Origin of the sequence: Kribbella sp. NPDC006257 (assembly GCF_040613535.1) — a bacterium.
In the GTDB taxonomy this organism is placed as follows: domain Bacteria; phylum Actinomycetota; class Actinomycetes; order Propionibacteriales; family Kribbellaceae; genus Kribbella.
This window is the reverse complement of record NZ_JBEXSJ010000013.1, coordinates 96,226-113,565: the sequence shown is the minus strand read 5'-3', so window position 1 is coordinate 113,565 and position 17,340 is coordinate 96,226. Positions and strand designations below refer to the sequence as shown.

The window sequence follows — 17,340 nt, the reverse complement described above, 5'->3', positions numbered from 1 at the left end:
ACTGCGTACTAGCGGCGGGCGATCGCCAATTTGTCCCGGCAGAGCGTGTAGGCCTCTAGCTCCTCGCGGGCCGGAGCGACCACGTGGCTGTCGGCTACCTTCTCGAGCTCGGCGCGGAGAGCCTTGGCAACCAAACGTGCTCTGCGGTTTGCGCCGCTGCTGGCGAAGAGGCGGCAGGCGATGGAGACTGCCACACCGAGTACGACGCCACCGATGAGCATGATGGTCGCGTACGGGATGCCCTCCCACTTCGGGAGTACCAGGTCGCCGATCTGCAGGAAGCCGACGAGGGCGAGCCAGACGAATCCGCCCAGCGCGACCAGGAACAGCAGCCATTGCAGGAACCGGGCGGCGCCCCACCAGCCCGGGCTGCTGTTCGCCCCGAGGTCGGTGCGTGCGACAGCCTGGTCCAGCTCGTCGCCGAGCGACTCCTCGCGGCGACGGATCGCCGTACGGACTGAATCGGCCCAGGGGCGGGACAGTCCGGCGGCCGCCTTGTTGGTGATGTTCCGGACTGCCGTGTCCATCCGGGCGCGCTGCACCGGTGTTGCCGCAGGCAACGACGAGCGGGCGATCGACACCTCGTTGGAGGCCGACTTGCGCGCCGCCTTGCCCTGCTGCTTGGTGCCCTGGTCCAGGTGAAGACGACGCAGCGGGTCCGGCTTGAACCGCCCGAGCCACTTGGTGACGGGCCAGCCTGTCGCAGCACGGGCACGCTGGAGATACGACCGGCGTACGGCTTCAACCACTACCGGTACGCCGGACGCGTCGGACAGTGCCTCGATCAGCTCGGCGATGTCGGACTTGGCGATCTCCGGCGTCTTCGCGTTGCCGCACTGGCTCGCCATCCGGTCAGAGACCCGGTCGACGTCCGCTGCGAGCCGCTCACGGGCAGCGCGCTTGGCGTTGACCCGCTTCACCAGCAGGGCGCGCAGGTCGTCCAGCCCGGTACCGCTGACCGCGGAGGTGGCAACGATTGTCGGCGACTTCAACCCGTCCGACTTCAGCAAGCGGGTCAGGTCGTTCACACAGCTCTTGCGCTGCTCGTCGGACAGCTTGTCGGCGTGGTTCAGCGCGAACACCATCACGGACGAGTGCGACGCGAACGGCTTGATGTAGCGGTTGTGCAGTGCGGCGTCCGCGTACTTCTGCGGATCGACTACCCACACCAGCACATCAACCAGCTCGACAAGGCGGTCCACGATCAGCCGATGCTCCACCTCAGTGGAGTCGTGGTCGGGCAGGTCCAGCAGCACGAGACCGTCGAGGTCCTCCGAGTGCGCGTCCTCCAGTGAACTGCGGTGCGCGACCTGGTGACGCCGCGGGATCCCTAACCAGTTCAGCAGTTCACCGGCCGGCTCCTCGCCCCACACGCATGCCAGCGGCATCGAACTGGTCGGCCTGCGTGTACCGATAGCCGCCAGGTCGAGCCCAGTGAGCGCATTGAACAGCGACGACTTCCCAGAGCCGGTCGCACCTGCCAGTGCAACCACTGTGAGGTCACCGGACATCCGGAGCCGCTGACTGGCCCGGTCGACGATCTGCGAAGCCTCACTCAGTACTACGGGGTCCAGCCGACCCTGACCGGCCGCGGCAGCGTCCTCGAGTGCCTCGATCTTCGTCAGGACATCGGTAGAGCCGCGCACCAGGCCCTTGACCGTATCCACAATTCCCGTCACGTGCAGTCCTCCACCGCGCGCGCGGCCTCAGTCAATCGCCTGGGTGCGTCGGGATCGACCGGATGCTGGTCGAGCACTGCCAGGTAGCGGGCGAATTCGGCATCCATCAACGCATGCACCCTACCGTCAAGATCCTCGCGAGCCTTCGCGGCCAGGCTGCGGACCGCCTGGTCGCCGAAGACGGCTTCCAGCAGTTTCTGCCCGACCACCGCGGTGCCGGCTCCCACACCGACCTCGGTGCCGGTCAGACCCGCAGTACTGGCGAAGATGACGATCATCAGTGCGAGGCCAAGTCCGTTGACCCCGTACGCCAGGATCCGCGCAGTCGAACGCTTGTCTGCGCCTTCCTTGCGAACCAGCTCGAGCACATAGCCCTGCCAGTCCCGTACTGCGCGGCTAGCCGCGGCCGGGAACTCCTTGGACATACGACCCATGTCCTTGTCGCCTGCTGCAAGCAACTGGCGTCCAGCGGCGAGCGACTGCCAGGATTCCTCGGCCCGCTCGGCCGCTGCTTCCGCATGCTCACGCAGGAGCGACTCCAGGCCGGACTCGACCGCGTCGTTGAGGTCACGCGTCGGCGGCGGCTTGCCGACCACCGCAGTACGGACCTTGTCGCGCAGCCGGCCGACGTTGGTCTGCAGACCCTTCAGCAGCTCACCGGTGCCGACGAACTCCTGCCAACGAGCCAGCACCTCACCGCGCAACATCGTGCCGTCCTGCGTCGCCTTGGCGATGTCCTTGACGGCCCGCTCGTACGCCGTCTCCGCAGTAGCCCGCAACTCGACGACAGTGTCAGCCTGAGCCCGTACTGCGGTGGCGAAGGCCGGCGTCTTCTTGGTCATGGCCGTGACAGCGCCGTGCAGAGTACGCCGCACTACGGCCGTCCGGCCCTCGGCGTCAGCAGCAAGGTCGATCAGCCAGTCCTTGATCGAGGCAACCGTCTCGACCGGCAGCATGCCGTTGCCGTCGACAACGGTCTCCTTGATGCTGAACAGCGGCGAGTCACCGAGTCCGCGCTCGAGCAGCATCTGCGCGAGGTGACCGGTGATGTCGTCGATCGTGTCTGCCGGAGCACGGTCGAGTACAACAGCTACCGCCGTACTGCGGTCGGACGCGCTCTGCAGGAACTCCCACGGAACCGCGTCGGCGTACCGGGCAGCAGTCGTCACGAACAGCCAGAGGTCTGCCGCCGCGAGGAGCTGAGTCGCCAGCTCGCGGTTGGCCTCGACGACCGAGTCGATGTCGGGTGCGTCGAGGATCGCCAGGCCCTGCGGTACCGAGTCGGCCGCGACCAGACGGATCTGACCGGGGTCCTCCATGCCGCCTGGCTTCTCACCGGTGGAGCGGGCCATGCCGGGAAGCACCCGGTCGCCGGTGAACCACTCGGCGTCGACCGGGTTATGGATCAAGACTGGTGAACGCGTGGTCGGGCGCAGTACGCCGGGCTCGCTGACGACCTGGCCGATCAGGGAGTTGACCAGGGTCGACTTGCCGGCGCCGGTCGAACCACCGACGACCGCAAGCACCGGTGCTTCGAGCTGGACCAGTCGCGGCAAGATGTAGTCGTCCAGCTGATCCAGCATCGCCTTCTGCTGCTGGCGAGCCTCGTCCGCTCCGACCACATCAATCGGCAACTTGCTACTGGCAAGCGCCCCGCGCAACCGCATGAGCGCCGTAATCAAGGCCATAGCAGCCTGCTCAGTAGCAGCCTTCTCCGCCACCGCAGCCGCATCCTCCTCCGCGACTACAGCCCCGTCCCCAGCCGCATCGGCTGCATCGGCGTCGCGTTCCTCGGCAGGGTCAGCGTCAGCACCTGAAGCGCCTTCCCCGCTCGAGTCAGCGCTCGCGTCACCATCACCGGCCGAACCACCATCCCCGCTTAGCTCAGCGTCACCGCCCAGCTCAGCGTCAGCAGTCGGCTCAGCGTCAGCGGTCGCGCCGCCCTCCGCGTCCTTCTCAGCCCCAGCCGATTCGTCGCCGTTCCCGGTCGACGGCGCTTCGCCGCCCAGCTCACCATCGGCGGCCAGCTCACCATCGGCGGTCGACTCGGCATCCTCGCTCAGTCCGCCTTCACCGGGCCCGTCGGCGTCAGCGGTCGACTTGGCGTCCGCCTGCGTCCCGGCCTCAGCCGAATCGTCGGTGGGCTCAGTGTGGTGAGGGTCTGCGGTCTGTTCAGCTTCTGCGGTTGGCTCGGCGTCTGCGACTGCGGGAGCCTCGTCGGCGGGCTTGTCGTCGGCGGGGTCGCGGTCAGACTCCGTGTGGTCGGCTGCCTCGGTGTCGGCGGTCGGCTCAGCCGAGGCCTCTTGCTCGGCTGCCGGCTCTTCGGCGTGCTTCAAGTTCTCGCCGTCAGGCTGCTGGGCCTCGGCGACGACCTGCTCCTTGCCGGAGCGCTCCTGGTCAGCTGCGGACTCGCCCGGGGTACTCGCCTCAGGTGCGTCTTCGGCTTCGAGACCAACTGGTTGCTCGTCGCGTCCTGCGTCGACCGCTTGCCCGCCGTCGGTGTCTGGGGTGTCCAACTGCGGCTGGTCGTTGTCTGGTGAGTCCGACTTGGTGTCGGCTGATTCGGTTGCCTCGGGCTTCTTCTTCGGCTCGGGTGGCTTCGGAAGGCCGATGATGATGTCGCCGTACTCCAGCGGGAACCCGTCCGGCGACTCGTCCGGCTCGTACACCACACCGACCGCCGGCCGCACCAGATCCTTCTCGTCGTCCGCATCCGCGGTGGGCGTCTCTGCACCGGCAGCCTCGCCGTCCGCAGAATCGTTGCCGTCCGCCACTACCTCCGCAGAAGAGTCTTCGGCGTCAGAGCTCTCTTCGGACTTCGGCTCAGCTTCCTCGGACTTCCCGACAGCTTCCGCGTCAGAAACCTCCGGCGCTGCGTCCGCCTTCGAGTCCGCTTCCGATTTCGATTCCGCCGAGGCAACGGTCTCATCCGCGATCGGCTCCGCCTCTTCGGCGGCGTCGGGAGCCGCCCCGGCAGCATCCGGCCTCGGGGCGTCCGCGGTCGCATCGGTGGAATCCGGTTCCGCACCGTCGGCAGTACCGCGCGTCGTCTTGCCCGCGGCACCAGCGGTCGCGTCGTCCGAAGCACCGGAGGAAGAGTCGCCGGTGGCAGGCGGGCCGCCTGCTTCCGTCGTACCGGGTGCCGGGGCGTCGGCGGCAGGCGGGTCGCCCGCGTCCGTCGTACCGGGTGCTGGGGTGTCGGTGGCAGGTGGTTGCTCGGCGTCCGTAGTACCGGACGGGTCGGCTGGTGCCGGCTTGGGTTTGCGGAGGCGGCGCCAGAAGCCCTTGCCCTTGGCATCCGACTCGGCGATCAACTTCGCCAGCTCGTGGGCAGGCTCGGCCTGGGCCGGAACCTTCGGCTCCGAACCCTCGCCTGCTGCTGACCTGGTGTCAGCCACGGCTTCCGTCCACGAGCACAGAGTGCCCGGTCGGACAGCGCAGAAGCAAAGTCATGTTGATCCCGTTTGGCGGCGTGGACGGGTGGCAATCACTGCGACGGTGGATACGGACCGTATCCTCCCGGCGATCCTTGCGCCCCAGGGGGTCCCTGTGGGTAACCAGGTTGGGTCGCAGGGTAGCCGGGTTGCCCCGAGGGATACCCCGGCTGGGCCGGTTGGTAACCACCTGGTGCCGGCGGATATCCACCAGTACCCCCTGGACCGACTCCGCCTGGCGCGGGCGAGTACCCAGCAGCCCCCGCGCTTCCTGGTGCCGGAGAGTATTCCCCGGCTCCTCCAGGCGCTGGCTGATATCCACCGGGACCAGGTCCAGCCGGAGCGGCGTACGCGGCGGCAGGGCCCTGCGGCACTGCCTGCGCGAACGCCGGCATCGGCGGGAACGGCACGCTCGGTCGCCGGACCCGCAGCTCGTCCAGCAGCTGCTTCTCCGTCTCCAGCGCGTCCGGGCCGATCACCTGGCGGACGATCTTGTCCCGCAAGTACGCCAGCTCAGTGGCGTTCTGCTGGAAAGCCTTGGCTGCGGTCTCAGCCTGTACGCCGTACCGCTTCGCGTTCTGCCGGAGCGCCTTGCGACCGCGCAAGGTGGCGATCAACGGCACGTCCTGCGGGATCAGCCAGCCGAAACGCACGTAGTCGTACAGCCGGGAGGCGATCATCTGCCCCTCGCGGTTCCGCATCACCAGAGCGAAGGCGACCATGGCGAAGAACATCGGCACCATCAGCACCAGGTAGACAGCGATGAAGCCGCCACCGCCGGCCCAGCCCGCACCGGCGTTCCAGAGGCCGTGAGCCAGTACTGCGGTCAGGTACCCGACGACAGGTGCCAGGTAGCGCACCGCCGTACTCCGATGTCGTACTGCGACACCTATGCCTATCGCGGTGAACGAGGTGAAGAGTGGATGGGCGAACGGAGTCGCCAGGCAACGCAGCAGGAACAAGAGGAAAGCCCCGCGCAGCCCTGCGGCGCTCCCGGACTCCTTGGAGAGCTCGTCGAAGATCCGGCCGATGTAGAGGATGTTCTCGGTGAAGGCGAAGCCGACGCCCACCATCCCGGCGTACACGAGGCCGTCGATGATCCCGTCGAACTCCTTGCGCCGGACCAGTGCCAGCAGCAGGATCACGGACCCCTTGGCGAACTCCTCCACCACCGGCGCGACGAACACGGCCGCACGGTTACCACCGCTGTGCGCCTCGTGCAGCAGGTCGGCCGCCCGGGTGTTGATGAAGATCGCGGCCAGGGTCGCGATGAACGCACCCCAGCAGAAGGCGAACAGGATGTACTTGGCCGGCTCCGGCTCGTACCGGTCGAGCCACAGGTAGACCGCGATCACCGGCACCACCGGTACGAACGCGAACAGCAGCCCCCAGGCGAACCCGCCGAAGCCGGTGGATCTGGCCACGATCCCGAAGATCAGCAGTCCGGCGACCGCGAACACCACCGCGATCACGACGCCGATCAGGATGCCCTGATTCCGCCGCTGGCCGGGGACCGGATGGGTCCCGAGCACGTTCGGCTGCGGTCGGGGGCCACCGGGCGGGTAAGCCGACCCTGCCGCCGCTTGTGGCGACTCGGCCGGGCCTCCTGAGGGGTAACTCATGCCCGCAGCCTAGTTGTAGAGCCCTCAACGCGGCAGAACAGCCCACTCAGCGTTACCGGGATGGAACGACAACCCACCCATCTCACTCCCTGTATACACCCCACCGCAGGTTTCCCGTCCTTTCCCGTACGCCGTCCGCCGACCCACCCGCTAACCCACGAGCACGATCGCCCCCACATCTGAGAGACTCTGATCCGTGCCGCGCCCCTGGCCCGGCCATGCGCCCGTAGCTCAGCTGGATAGAGCGTCGGACTTCTAATCCGTTGGTCGCAGGTTCGAATCCTGCCGGGCGCGCCAACCAACTTCCGCACGCCGGCCACCCACGCCTTCTACCGGGCCTGCGGCTTCTCGCCTGACGCCAAAACCGCCTACCTGGCCCGGCCGCCGTCACCAGAGGCCGGTCAATAGGTCGCGTGGGCCGTCAGTCCAGGAGCCTTGCCCAGTCGTCCAGTTCGCGGAGGATCCGAGGCAGGTGCTCGGCGGCGTCGAGGAGCGAGCGGGTGCAGAACTCGACCTGCTCCGCGCTCTCGTCGCGGTGTCCCAGCGCCACCCACAGGCACCAGGCGGTGAAGCTGAGGTGGCCGACGAGCAACCCGGCGAAGGCGGTCGCGTCGGCGGGCCCGGCCGGGCCGCCGTGGTCGCGGTAGGACGCGATCAGCGGCCGGACGATCCGCGCGTCGCCGCCCGCGATGCTTCGTTCGTCGGCAGCGGCGAGCCGGACGGCGTTGCTTGCCGCGTCCCACCACGCGACATCGGCGGTCGCCGACTCCCAGTCGATCAGCACCAGTCCGGTCGACGTGGCGAGGATGTTGGCTCGGGCGGCGTCCCCGTGGGTCATCGTCAGAGCCGGGCGGTTCCGCAGCGCGTCGGCGATCAGGTCGGCCGAGTCCTCGGCCACGCCCAGCACGGCGCGCGCGGCCCGGGCCAGCGCCGGGTCCGGCATGCTCTCGGCCTCTTGGACCCAGTCCTGCCACTCCTCCAGCGGGTGGACCGGCGACGCGTCGGCGTCCTGGTCGACCGCCACATCCAGCCGGGCGATCCGGGCCAGTACGCCGCCGAGCCAGGCGGCCAGCTCCTCGTCGGGAACGTGGGCGTCCCGCAGGTCGCGTCCTTCCACCCACTCGGTCACTCTGGCGAGGTCGCCGCCCGCATCCGGGGGCGCGTACCAGAAGCCCACGCTCGGCTCGGGCGGTTGGACGGGGCGCGGCATGGGAATGCCGGCCGCCGCGGCAGCGCTCTCCAACCGGTGCACGGTCCAGGCCTTCGTGCGCTGCCATTCGGAGAGGTCGGGACGGTCGGCGGAGCCGAGGCGGTCGTGCTTGACCACCCAGCGACCGTTCGTCGTCGACACGACGCGGGTGACGGCAGGGCGGTCCCCGTTGGCCAGCGGGCGATCCTCCAGGACGGCCCCGAGACCGAAAGCATCAGCGACCTGCTCAGCGGAGATCGGCATCCGGGGATGATGCCACGCGCCGTACCGGGCAGGCGACGCCTTTTCGACCGGCAGGCCGCCGTCACCAGATCCCTGGGAATAGGTGGGGCTTGCTGGCGGCGTACCGGTCGTAGGTAGGGCCGAAGCTGGTGTGATGTCTGACCCAGCGGTAGGGACCGGTGGTGACGACTGGCTGGCCCTCGGCGACGCGTACGTCGTAGGTGAACCATCTGCCCAAGGTCAAGATCGCCCACATTCTCAGCGCAGCTCCAACCAGGATCACCAAGATGCCGATGTCGAAGACCAGCCAGCGGACGATTCCGGAGCCGACGCTCGCGCCATGGACGTGGACCGCGCACCCTTCCAGATCGCTGTACCGAGGTTAGCTAAGTCGGGTTCTGGAACGACTCGCCGCACTCCCCCGTTGTTCCGGCACCGGCGGCGCGGGATCAGCGGGTCGATGATGGGACCGTTCGACCAGATGTGGCACCCAGCCGCCGTCGAATCGCACCTAGAACTCCAGGTCGAGTCCGAGCGCAAGAAGCCTCTCCCCTCACCGGACGACCTCTAGGTCATTGCTTCGAGCAACAGACTCCGACCGGGCGAGAAGCAGGAACGGCAGGACGAGCAGCTGGATAAGAGAGCTGAGCAGGTACGACGGGCCGTAGCTCCAAGCGTCGGCCGCCTTGCCGAGGACCGGCTGGATCACCACGCCGCCACCTGAAGCCAGCAGGTTGTCCGACGAAAGCACGGTCGCCCGCTGCGCCGACGGGATGAACGCGTTGAGGTACGCCTGCCGCACCGGCCCAGTAGCGGCGAACAAGATCCCCCAAACAGCCAGCAGCACCAGTACCGCCCAGAAGTTCGACACCAGGCCGATCAACAGCAGCACGCCCGCAGTACCGATCGAGGTGACCAGCAACACCGTCGTACGGCGCCTGAAAGTTCTGGCTACAACAGGTGCGGACAGACCGCCGACAACCTGCGCGGCGGCGACCAGTGCGGCCGAGAGACCCGCCACGGCGTACGAGTCGTGGCTGCCGTAGAGCTGAAGCAAGTAGGGCTGTGCAGCGTAGAAGCCGTAGCCACTCACGCCCATGCTGAACGGCGCGGCAAGCATCAGCCAGCGCACGGGCGGGTTACGCAACCCGTAGTCGAGCGAGGACCGCACGATCCCGCGCATCTCCCCCAGCAGCGACACCCGCGGCTGCGGCGCGAACCCGACGTCGTACATCGACCGCCACGCCACCACGAAGGTGACACCGAGCAGCACCGCCCGGACGAGGTACGGAACACCGAGGTTGGTCGCCTGAGCCAGTACGCCGCCCGCGATCGTGCCGCACATCATCGCGATGCCGCTCGCGACCTGTCCCTTGGCGAAGGCGGACTCCATCGAACCGCTGTATCCGGTCGCGTTCAGACCGTCGACCAGCCAAGCCTCCGTGGCGCCGCTGAAGAAGGTGAAGCCCAGCCCGAGCAGGATCGACGCACCCGCCCAAGCCGCGAACGGCGCATGCAAGTGCCACAGCAGCAGATACAGCAACGTCGATCCGAACAGGGTGGCCGAGCCGAGCAGGTACGACGCGCGCCGGCCGACCGTATCGGCGATGACCCCGGTCGGCACCTCGAACAGCACCATCCCCGCGGTGAAGAACGCGTTCGCCGCGAAGGCCTCGCCAACACTCAGACCCGCGTCGAGCAGGAACAGCGTGTTGATCCCCCAGATCATGGAGGAGGCCCCCGTCGACACCACAGTCAGCACCACGTACGTCCGCAACAGCTTCTCGGGATTCATCAGCATCTCCTTCGTCACAGGCAACGTCGGAGCCGATCGCGGCTTCTCGACCGAAATTCAGGGTGACGAATCCTTGGGTCCGATAGGTTCGCGATATATCGTCGACGTATCGGAACACTTCTGAGGAACGGTGGTCCAGCATGACCGGATCGACGTACGCGGCCGGGTGGCCCTGGCAGCAGATCGCACAACATTGTTCGTTCATCGAAGACATCAAGAAGGACTGGGTCGCCGCGATGGGCGGCGGGCGGCGCGGACACAGCGCGTACGCCGGCCAGCACCCCTTCGGCGGCCAGTGGGGCACCTTGTTCGGCGGCGGCCCAGGCTTCGGCGCCGCCTTCGGCCAGGGGCCGGGCTGGGGCGGGCCGCGTGGCTGGCGTGGGCCGAAGGCTCGCCGCGGCGACGTACGGGCCGCGATCCTCGCAGTACTGGCTGAGCAGCCGATGAACGGCTACCAGATCATCCAAGAGGTCGCGGAGCGCAGTGGCGGGGCGTGGAAACCCAGCCCGGGCTCGATCTACCCGACCCTGCAGCAACTCGAGGACGAAGGCCTGGTGACGGCGGATGCCGCCGTCGGGCGCCGGACGTTCACGCTGACCGACGAGGGTCGCGCGTACGTCGCAGAGCACGCTGACGAGGTGTCTGCTCCGTGGGAAGCGATGACCCCGCCTCCCGCGGACGACGACAACAACCTCAAGCCGCTCCTCGGCCAGGTCGGGGCCGCACTCTGGCAGATCCTCGCCGCGGGCAACCCCGACCAGCAGGAGAAGGCCCGCAAGGCACTCGTCGAGCTGCGCAAGACGCTCTACTCGATCCTCGCCGACGACGACCCGGCAGACGAGACGGCAGATGACTCCGACGGCGGCTCCGGCAAGCAGGACCGGGCATGAGCGAGGACCAACCAGTCCCGTTCCGGCGCGAGGACGACCCGGGCCCGTTCCGTCGCCAGGACAACCCGAGCCCGTTCCGGCGGGCGACCGGCGGTCAGGTCAGGATCGGTGACGCCGAGCGCGACCAGGCGGTGGCCGCCCTCAGCGATCACTTCGTGGCCGGCCGGCTCACCCAGACCGAGTTCGAGGAACGCAGCGATCAGGCCACCCGCGCCCGCTACGTGGGGGACCTGGCGCCCTTGTTCGCCGACCTTCCCGACGAGCAGGCCGTCGAGCAGTTCCCGTACGCCGTGGTCGTCCGCGACGGCCGGGCACCGTGGGCGCGGCGTTCGCAGACACCGCAGCGATTCAGTCCGCCGCCGTTCTTCTGGCTGCTACCGATCCTGCTGATGGGCGTGGTCGTGGCCAGCGTGACGTTCGCGGCACCGTGGATCCTCTGGATCCTGTTCTGGGTCTTCATCATCGGCGGACCGCGAGCCCGTTATCGCCGGCACCACCCGGGCTCAGGAGACGGCCGGTTCCAGCGCGGGTTCGGCCGCTGAGCTGCGGACGATGAGCTGGGTCGCCAGCTCGACGTGGTGCGAGTCGACCTTCTCGCCCGCGGCGAGCTGAAGGGCCGTACGGAGTGCGACGGCGCCCATCTCGCGGAGCGGCTGGCGGATCGTCGTCAGCTGCGGAGAGGCGAGCCGCGCCACCTGCGTGTCGTCGAACCCGACCACGCTGAGCTGCTCCGGAACGCGGATCCCCCGGGCGCGAGCCGCCTCCAGGGCGCCGAGGGCCACCTCGTCGCTCCCGGCGAAGATCGCGGTCGGCGGCTCCGGCAGGTCCAGCAGCGCCGCGCCGCCGGCCAGCCCGTCGTCGTACAGGAACTCGCGCAACCACACGTACTCCTTGGGCACCGGCGCTCCGGCGGCCTCCATCGCGCCGCGGAAGCCGTTCATCCGGGCCTGGTTGCAGCCCGAGGTCGGCGGGCCGCCGAGGTAGGCGATCCGGCGGTGGCCGAGTGACAGCAGATGCTGGGTCGCCGCCATGCCACCGGCGAAGTTGGTCGAGCCCACACTGGTCACGTCCGGCTGCGCGATGTTGATCGGGTCGACGACCACCAGCGGCAGCCGGGCGCGCGACAGCGCGGCCAGGTCGGCGGCAGTCAGCTCGGACGTGATCCCGATCGCGGCACGGCGACCGGTCGCGGCAAGCTCGCGGACCCACGGCTGCGCACGGCCCGAACTGCGGGTCTGCGGGTGCTTCGGCCTGGACGTCACCACGACGTCGACCTCGGCGGCCTGACCCGCCTCGACCACGCCCTGGATCACCTCGACCGAGTAGTTGTTGAGGAAGCCCTGGTAGAACAGCTCGACCGCCGGCCGCTCGACCGGCTCGGGCCGGCGACCGACGTACTCGTGCTGCCGCAGCACCTCCTGCACGCGGGCCCGGGTCGATTCGGAGACATCGCTGCGCCCGTTGAGCACCTTGGAGACCGTCGCGACCGAAACCCCCGCCGAGGCGGCGACGGTGGCCAACGTGGTACGGCCACTCAAGCGCGGCACCAGCTCACACTCCTCCGGCTACAGGGGTCAGGTCGACAGGGGTGATCATCTTACGGTCGTGCCCGACGACACGGGTATTTCCGATCAGCCGCACGGTCCCACTGCAGGGCAGGTCCGCCGACGACGTGCCGACCAGTACTTCGAGGTCGCCGGCCTCGACGATGCGGCGAAGATCGGGCCCGCTGTACGCCGTACGGTGAGCGTGCACATGGAAGGTGACGTCCATCGCCGCGCCGGGCTCGAGGGATACCCGGGCGAAGCCGGTCAGCAGTTTCACCGGCCGCGCGACCTGGGCCACCACGTCGTGCAGATAGAGCTGGACGACCTCGTCACCCGCGCGTGCGCCGGTGTTGCGGACCCGGACCGTCGCGGTGAACTCGCCGTCGGTCGGGATCTCGGTGGCGCTGAGGCGCAGGTCGTCGACCTCGAAGGTCGTGTACGACGAACCGAAGCCGAAGGGGTAGAGCGGCACCGTCTCCAGTCCGCTGATACCGGCGCTCTCGACGCTGCCGAGAGGCGGCTGGAGATAGGTCGCCGGCTGTCCACCCACGTGCCGCGGGATCTGCACCGGCAGCTTGCCGCCTGGCGTGATGCGCCCGCTGAGCACTCCGGCGATCGCCGTTCCGCCTTCCTGACCAGGGAAGAAGGCCTGCACGACACCGGCCGCGCGCTCCGCGATGCCGCCGAGTGCGTAGGGCCGTCCAGACACGACCACCACGACGACCGGCGTACCGGTGTCCAGGAGTTCGGCGAGCAGGTCAGCCTGTACGCCGGGCAGGCGCAGGTCCTCGGCGTCGCAGCCCTCTCCCGAGGAGCCATGGCCGAACAGGCCGGACAGGTCGCCGACGAAAGCGATGCAGAGATCGGCCTCGCGGGCTTTGTCCACAGCCTCGGAGAATCCCGATCGGTCATCGCCCAGAACCGGGCATCCTCTTGAGTACAGGAGTTCGGCGTCCGGGATTTCGTTGCCCAGGGCATTCAACGCGGACGGGACCTCGATGCCGAGGTCGCGATCGGGATAGCGGGGTAGGACATGGTTGGGGAAGGCATAGCAGCCCATGAACGTGCGCGGGTCGTCCGCGCAGGGCCCGATGACGGCGATCCGTTGCGGAGCAGGGCGATCCTCGCCGCGCAGCGGAAGCGCCGTGCCGGCGTCGAGCAGCACGATCGAGCGTTCGGCCAGCTCGCGAGCCAGCGCGCGGTTCGCCGGCGAGTCCAGGTCGACCGCCTCGGCCTGAACAGAACCGGCAGGAGTCCAGTCCGGGTCGAGCAGACCGAGGCGGATCTTCTGCAACAGCAGGCGGCGCGCGGAGCGGTCGACGAGGTCCTCCGACAGTTCGCCGGATTCGACCCGCTTGATCAACCCACCGCCGAAACCGATGGTGTCGGGCAGCTCGACGTCGGTTCCGGCGGTGAGAGCAAGGGCACCTGCGGCGTCCACGTCGGCAGCGACGCGATGCATGGTGGCGAGGAACGGCACGGCCCAGTAATCGGAGACGACCGTGCCGTCGAAGCCCCATTGGTCGCGGAGCAGTTCGGTGAACAACCAGGGATCGGCACCGGCCGGCAGCCCGTCGACATCGGAGTACGAACTCATCACCGAGCCGGCGCCGGCGGTCGCGATCGCGGCCTCGAAGGTGGGCAGGATGACGTCGAGCAGTTCGCGGCGCCCGATCGACACCGGTCCGTGGTTCCGTCCACCCCTGGCCGCGGAGTAGCCGGCGAAGTGCTTCAGGGTCGCGATGACTCCGGCACTCTGCAGGCCCCGCACGTACGCCGAGCCGAGCATCGCCACCAGGTGCGGATCCTCGCCCATCGTCTCCTCGACCCGGCCCCAGCGGTAGTCGCGGACCACGTCGAGCACGGGCGACAGACCCTGATGGACCCCGACGGCGGCCATGTCGCGGCCGATCGCCGCGGCCATCCGCTCCACGAGTTGGGGATCGAAGGTGGCGCCCCAGGCGAGCGCGGTCGGATAGACGGTCGCGCCGTAGGTCGTGAAGCCGGTCAGGCACTCCTCGTGGACCAGGGCCGGCACTCCCAGCCGCGACTCCGCGAGCACGACCTCGTGCTGGCGAAGCAGTTCGGCCACGCCTTCCTCGACGGTCAGCGGCACGCTCCCCCAGACGCGGGTGAGGTGGCCGAGACCGTGCCGGCTGGCCTCTTCCAGCGAGACGGATCCACCGGCCGCGAAGACGTCCTGCATCGGGGCGACGTTCATCGTCTCTTCCGGCGGGAGCTCCGGCTCGGCCATGTCGTTGCCCACCCAGCGGCTGCCGAGCTGGGCCACCTTCTCGGCCAGCGTCATCGCCTGCAGGAGAAGTTCGGCCCGCTTCTCGGCCGGCAGGGAGGTGTTCTGCCACGGACGGTCGTCCGGGGTCACCGGCACACCAGAGGTCGTCACGAAATTCTCCCTAATTTTCGGCGGATGCAGTAACAAAGTATCGAAACTTTTCGAGACTTTGTGTGGACCATGTCGTCACCGGAAGAATCCAGAGCGACGCTCCATTTCGCCTGCTTGTACGGCGTATCCGCATCGTAACTCTGACTGCTGATTGTCCTGAGTTCAAGACCTTGACAGCCACACGCTCGAAACCTACGTTACGAAACATCGCAACTTGTTAACCGGTTAGTGCTTCGGCACGGAGTACGGAGATCACAGTGGATCCCATGACGACATCCCGGCGTACCTTCCTCACCTTGGTCGGTGGCGGCGCCGTGGCAGCCGGGCTGGCCGCCTGCGGCGGTACATCCGGCCCGAAAAGCTCCGGCAGCTCGACCGGTGGTGGCGCGACCGGTTCGGGAGCCACCTACTGGTCGCTCACCGGTCAGCCGCAGCAGGCCATCCGCGAAGCCCAGGTCAAGCGGTTCAACGACGCCAACCCGAATACGAAGATCAAGCAGACCGAGTTCCAGAACGACGCGTTCAAGCAGAAGATCAAGACCGCGATCGGGGCCGGCCAGGGCCCGACACTGATCTGGGGCTGGGGCGGTGGCGGCCTGAAATCCTACGTCGAAGCCGGTCAGGTCGAGGACCTGACCGAGTGGCTCGGCCAGCAAACCGAGCTGAAGAACTCGATCTTCCCGTCCGCCTTCACGGCGGCGACGGTCAACGGCAAGATCTACGCGGTGCCTGGTGAGACCGTGACGCCGATCGTGCTGTTCTACGACAAGCGCGCGTTCGAGAAGATCGGCGCCGAGCCCCCGCAGTCGTGGGGCGACATCATGGACCTGGTGCCGAAGTTCAACGACAAGGGCATCGCGCCGTTCTCGCTCGGTGGCCAGTCACGCTGGACCAACATGATGTGGCTGGAGTTCCTGTTCGACCGGATCGGTGGCAGCGAGGTCTTCCAGAACATCTTCGACGGTCAGGCCAACGCCTGGTCGGACCCGTCGGCGCTCAAGGCGCTGGAGGAGATGCAGAAGCTGATCAACGCGAAGGGCTTCATCAAGGGCTTCTCCTCGATCACCGCCGACTCCAACGCCGACCAGGCGCTGCTCTATACCGGCAAGGCCGCGATGATGCTGCACGGCGCCTGGACGTACGGCGGGATGAAGGCCGACGGCAAGGACTTCGTCACCGGCGGGCACCTCGGTTACATGAACTTCCCGCCGGTCGACGGCGGCAAGGGCGACCCGAGCGACACCGTGGGCAACCCGGGTCAGTACATGTCGATCTCCTCCAAGGCAAGCCAGGCCGAGAAGGACACCGCGAAGAAGTTCATCGCGAACAACACGCTCGACGACGCCACCGTGGATGCCTGGGTGAAGTCCGGCAACATTCCGGTCGTGAAGAGCGCGAAGGACAAGCTCTCGTCGATCACTGACAAGAACGACGCCGAGTGGCTGAAGTTCGTCTACGACACGGCGGCGAATGCCAAGAACTTCGCGCAGTCCTGGGACCAGGCCCTCAGCCCGACCGCGGCGGAGACGCTGCTCGACAACATCGCCAAGCTCTTCCAGCTCTCGATCTCGCCGCAGCAGTTCGCGAGCAGCATGAACGCGGTGATCGGCAAGTGACGGCCGCCGCTCCCCCCGGCGTACCGGTCCTGCGGCCTCACTCTTCGCGCGCCGGGCGGAGCGGCTCGGTCAGCTGGATGGTCGTGCCGGCGCTGGCGATGTTCGTGGTGTTCGGCATCGTGCCGCTGGTCGGCGTCCTGGTGCTCAGCTTCGCCCAGTGGGACGGCCTCGGCGCGATCCACACCGCCGGACTCTCCAACTGGCGCACGGTACTGCGCGATCCCGCGCTGCCGCACACGGTCGTGGTGACCTTCGAGATCATGATCCTCTCCTGGGCGGTGCAGACACCACTCAGTCTGCTGCTCGGGGTGTTCCTGGCCGGCCGGCAGCGTTACCGCGCCCTGCTGGCCGTGCTCTACTTCGTCCCCCTGCTGCTCAGCTCGGCCGCGATCGCGATCACCTACAAGGCGTTGCTCGACCCCAATTTCGGGCTGGGGGCCGGGCTGCATCTGGACTTCCTCAGTCAGGACTGGCTGGGGAAGGGCAATCTCGCGGTCGGGGTGGTGATCTTCGTCGTCTCCTGGCAGTTCATCCCGTTCCATTCGCTGATCTACCAAGGCGGCGTCCGGCAGATCCCGACCACGATGTACGAAGCGGCCGCGATCGACGGGGCCGGGCGGATCCGGCAGTTCTTCAGCATCACCGTCCCGCAACTCAAGTACACGATCATCACGTCGTCGACGCTGATGGTGGTCGGCTCGCTGACCTTCTTCGACTTGATCTTCGTGCTGACCGCCGGCGGTCCCGGTGATGCCACCCGGGTGCTCGCACTCGACATGTACAAGCGCGGCTTCCAGGCAAACCTGATGGGACCCGCCAGTGTGATCGCCGTACTGCTGGTGGTGCTCGGCCTTTTCCTGGCCCTGCTGCTGCGGCGACTGGGCGGAAGCACGACGGCAAGCCAGCAGGAAGGTGCGTGAG

12 protein-coding genes and 1 tRNA gene are annotated in these 17,340 nt (G+C 68.0%); 5 read left to right on the top strand and 8 right to left on the bottom strand.

Annotation, left to right across the window (positions count from 1 at the left end; genetic code table 11):
• Positions 1–8: 8 nt before the first annotated feature.
• The 3 genes from ABZ004_RS18065 to ABZ004_RS18055 all read right to left on the bottom strand — a co-directional run bounded on the left by ABZ004_RS18065 (position 9) and on the right by ABZ004_RS18055 (position 6,735).
• The gene (locus ABZ004_RS18065) at positions 9–1,679 is read right to left on the bottom strand and encodes a GTPase (protein WP_355681004.1); all 1,671 of its coding nucleotides are present in this window, start codon (positions 1,677–1,679) and stop codon (positions 9–11) included.
• Positions 1,676–5,077 carry a dynamin family protein gene (locus ABZ004_RS18060; RefSeq protein ID WP_355681003.1) on the bottom strand — a complete coding sequence of 1,134 codons (3,402 nt, stop codon included), beginning with the start codon at positions 5,075–5,077 and terminating at the stop codon, positions 1,676–1,678. Before ABZ004_RS18060 ends, ABZ004_RS18065 begins: the two co-directional genes overlap by 4 nt.
• Before the next feature lie 89 nt (positions 5,078–5,166).
• Positions 5,167–6,735: a PrsW family glutamic-type intramembrane protease gene (locus ABZ004_RS18055; protein WP_355681002.1), complete on the bottom strand. Its 1,569-nt coding sequence runs from the start codon at positions 6,733–6,735 to the stop codon at positions 5,167–5,169.
• A gap of 220 nt (positions 6,736–6,955) precedes the next feature.
• Here ABZ004_RS18055 and ABZ004_RS18050 point away from each other — a divergent pair.
• Positions 6,956–7,032 (top strand) — tRNA-Arg (locus ABZ004_RS18050).
• Between the two features lie 124 nt (positions 7,033–7,156).
• Here ABZ004_RS18050 and ABZ004_RS18045 read toward each other — a convergent pair.
• From ABZ004_RS18045 to ABZ004_RS18035, 3 genes are all read right to left on the bottom strand, one after another.
• The gene (locus tag ABZ004_RS18045; protein WP_355681001.1) at positions 7,157–8,188 is read right to left on the bottom strand and encodes an aminoglycoside phosphotransferase family protein; all 1,032 of its coding nucleotides are present in this window, start codon (positions 8,186–8,188) and stop codon (positions 7,157–7,159) included.
• A 61-nt stretch (positions 8,189–8,249) separates the two neighbouring features.
• Complete coding sequence (locus tag ABZ004_RS18040) at positions 8,250–8,450, bottom strand: isoprenylcysteine carboxylmethyltransferase family protein (protein WP_355681000.1); 201 nt, start codon at positions 8,448–8,450, stop codon at positions 8,250–8,252.
• 270 nt (positions 8,451–8,720) lie between these two features.
• Positions 8,721–9,962, bottom strand: a complete 1,242-nt coding sequence (locus ABZ004_RS18035) for an MFS transporter (protein WP_355680999.1) — start codon at positions 9,960–9,962, stop codon at positions 8,721–8,723.
• A gap of 140 nt (positions 9,963–10,102) precedes the next feature.
• Here ABZ004_RS18035 and ABZ004_RS18030 point away from each other — a divergent pair, with 140 nt between their 5' ends.
• A complete protein-coding gene (locus ABZ004_RS18030; protein WP_355680998.1) occupies positions 10,103–10,852 on the top strand; it encodes a PadR family transcriptional regulator in 750 nt (249 codons plus the stop codon).
• Complete coding sequence (locus ABZ004_RS18025; RefSeq protein ID WP_355680997.1) at positions 10,849–11,394, top strand: DUF1707 domain-containing protein; 546 nt, start codon at positions 10,849–10,851, stop codon at positions 11,392–11,394. Before ABZ004_RS18030 ends, ABZ004_RS18025 begins: the two co-directional genes overlap by 4 nt.
• On the opposite strand, the gene ABZ004_RS18020 is transcribed toward ABZ004_RS18025, so the two are convergent.
• Positions 11,356–12,399: a LacI family DNA-binding transcriptional regulator gene (locus ABZ004_RS18020; protein ID WP_355680996.1), complete on the bottom strand. Its 1,044-nt coding sequence runs from the start codon at positions 12,397–12,399 to the stop codon at positions 11,356–11,358. The genes ABZ004_RS18025 and ABZ004_RS18020 overlap by 39 nt on opposite strands.
• Positions 12,400–12,403: 4 nt before the next feature.
• On the bottom strand, positions 12,404–14,803 hold the full coding sequence (locus ABZ004_RS18015) for a glycoside hydrolase family 3 N-terminal domain-containing protein (protein WP_355680995.1): 2,400 nt from the start codon (positions 14,801–14,803) through the stop codon (positions 12,404–12,406).
• Between the two features lie 266 nt (positions 14,804–15,069).
• Here ABZ004_RS18015 and ABZ004_RS18010 point away from each other — a divergent pair, with 266 nt between their 5' ends.
• Both ABZ004_RS18010 and ABZ004_RS18005 read left to right on the top strand, forming a co-directional pair.
• Positions 15,070–16,419 carry an extracellular solute-binding protein gene (locus ABZ004_RS18010; RefSeq protein WP_355680994.1) on the top strand — a complete coding sequence of 450 codons (1,350 nt, stop codon included), beginning with the start codon at positions 15,070–15,072 and terminating at the stop codon, positions 16,417–16,419.
• Positions 16,416–17,339, top strand: coding sequence for a sugar ABC transporter permease (locus tag ABZ004_RS18005; RefSeq protein WP_355680993.1), 924 nt, complete (start codon positions 16,416–16,418; stop codon positions 17,337–17,339). The genes ABZ004_RS18010 and ABZ004_RS18005 overlap by 4 nt, the downstream gene beginning before the upstream one ends.
• The last annotated feature ends 1 nt before the right edge of the window (position 17,340 follow it).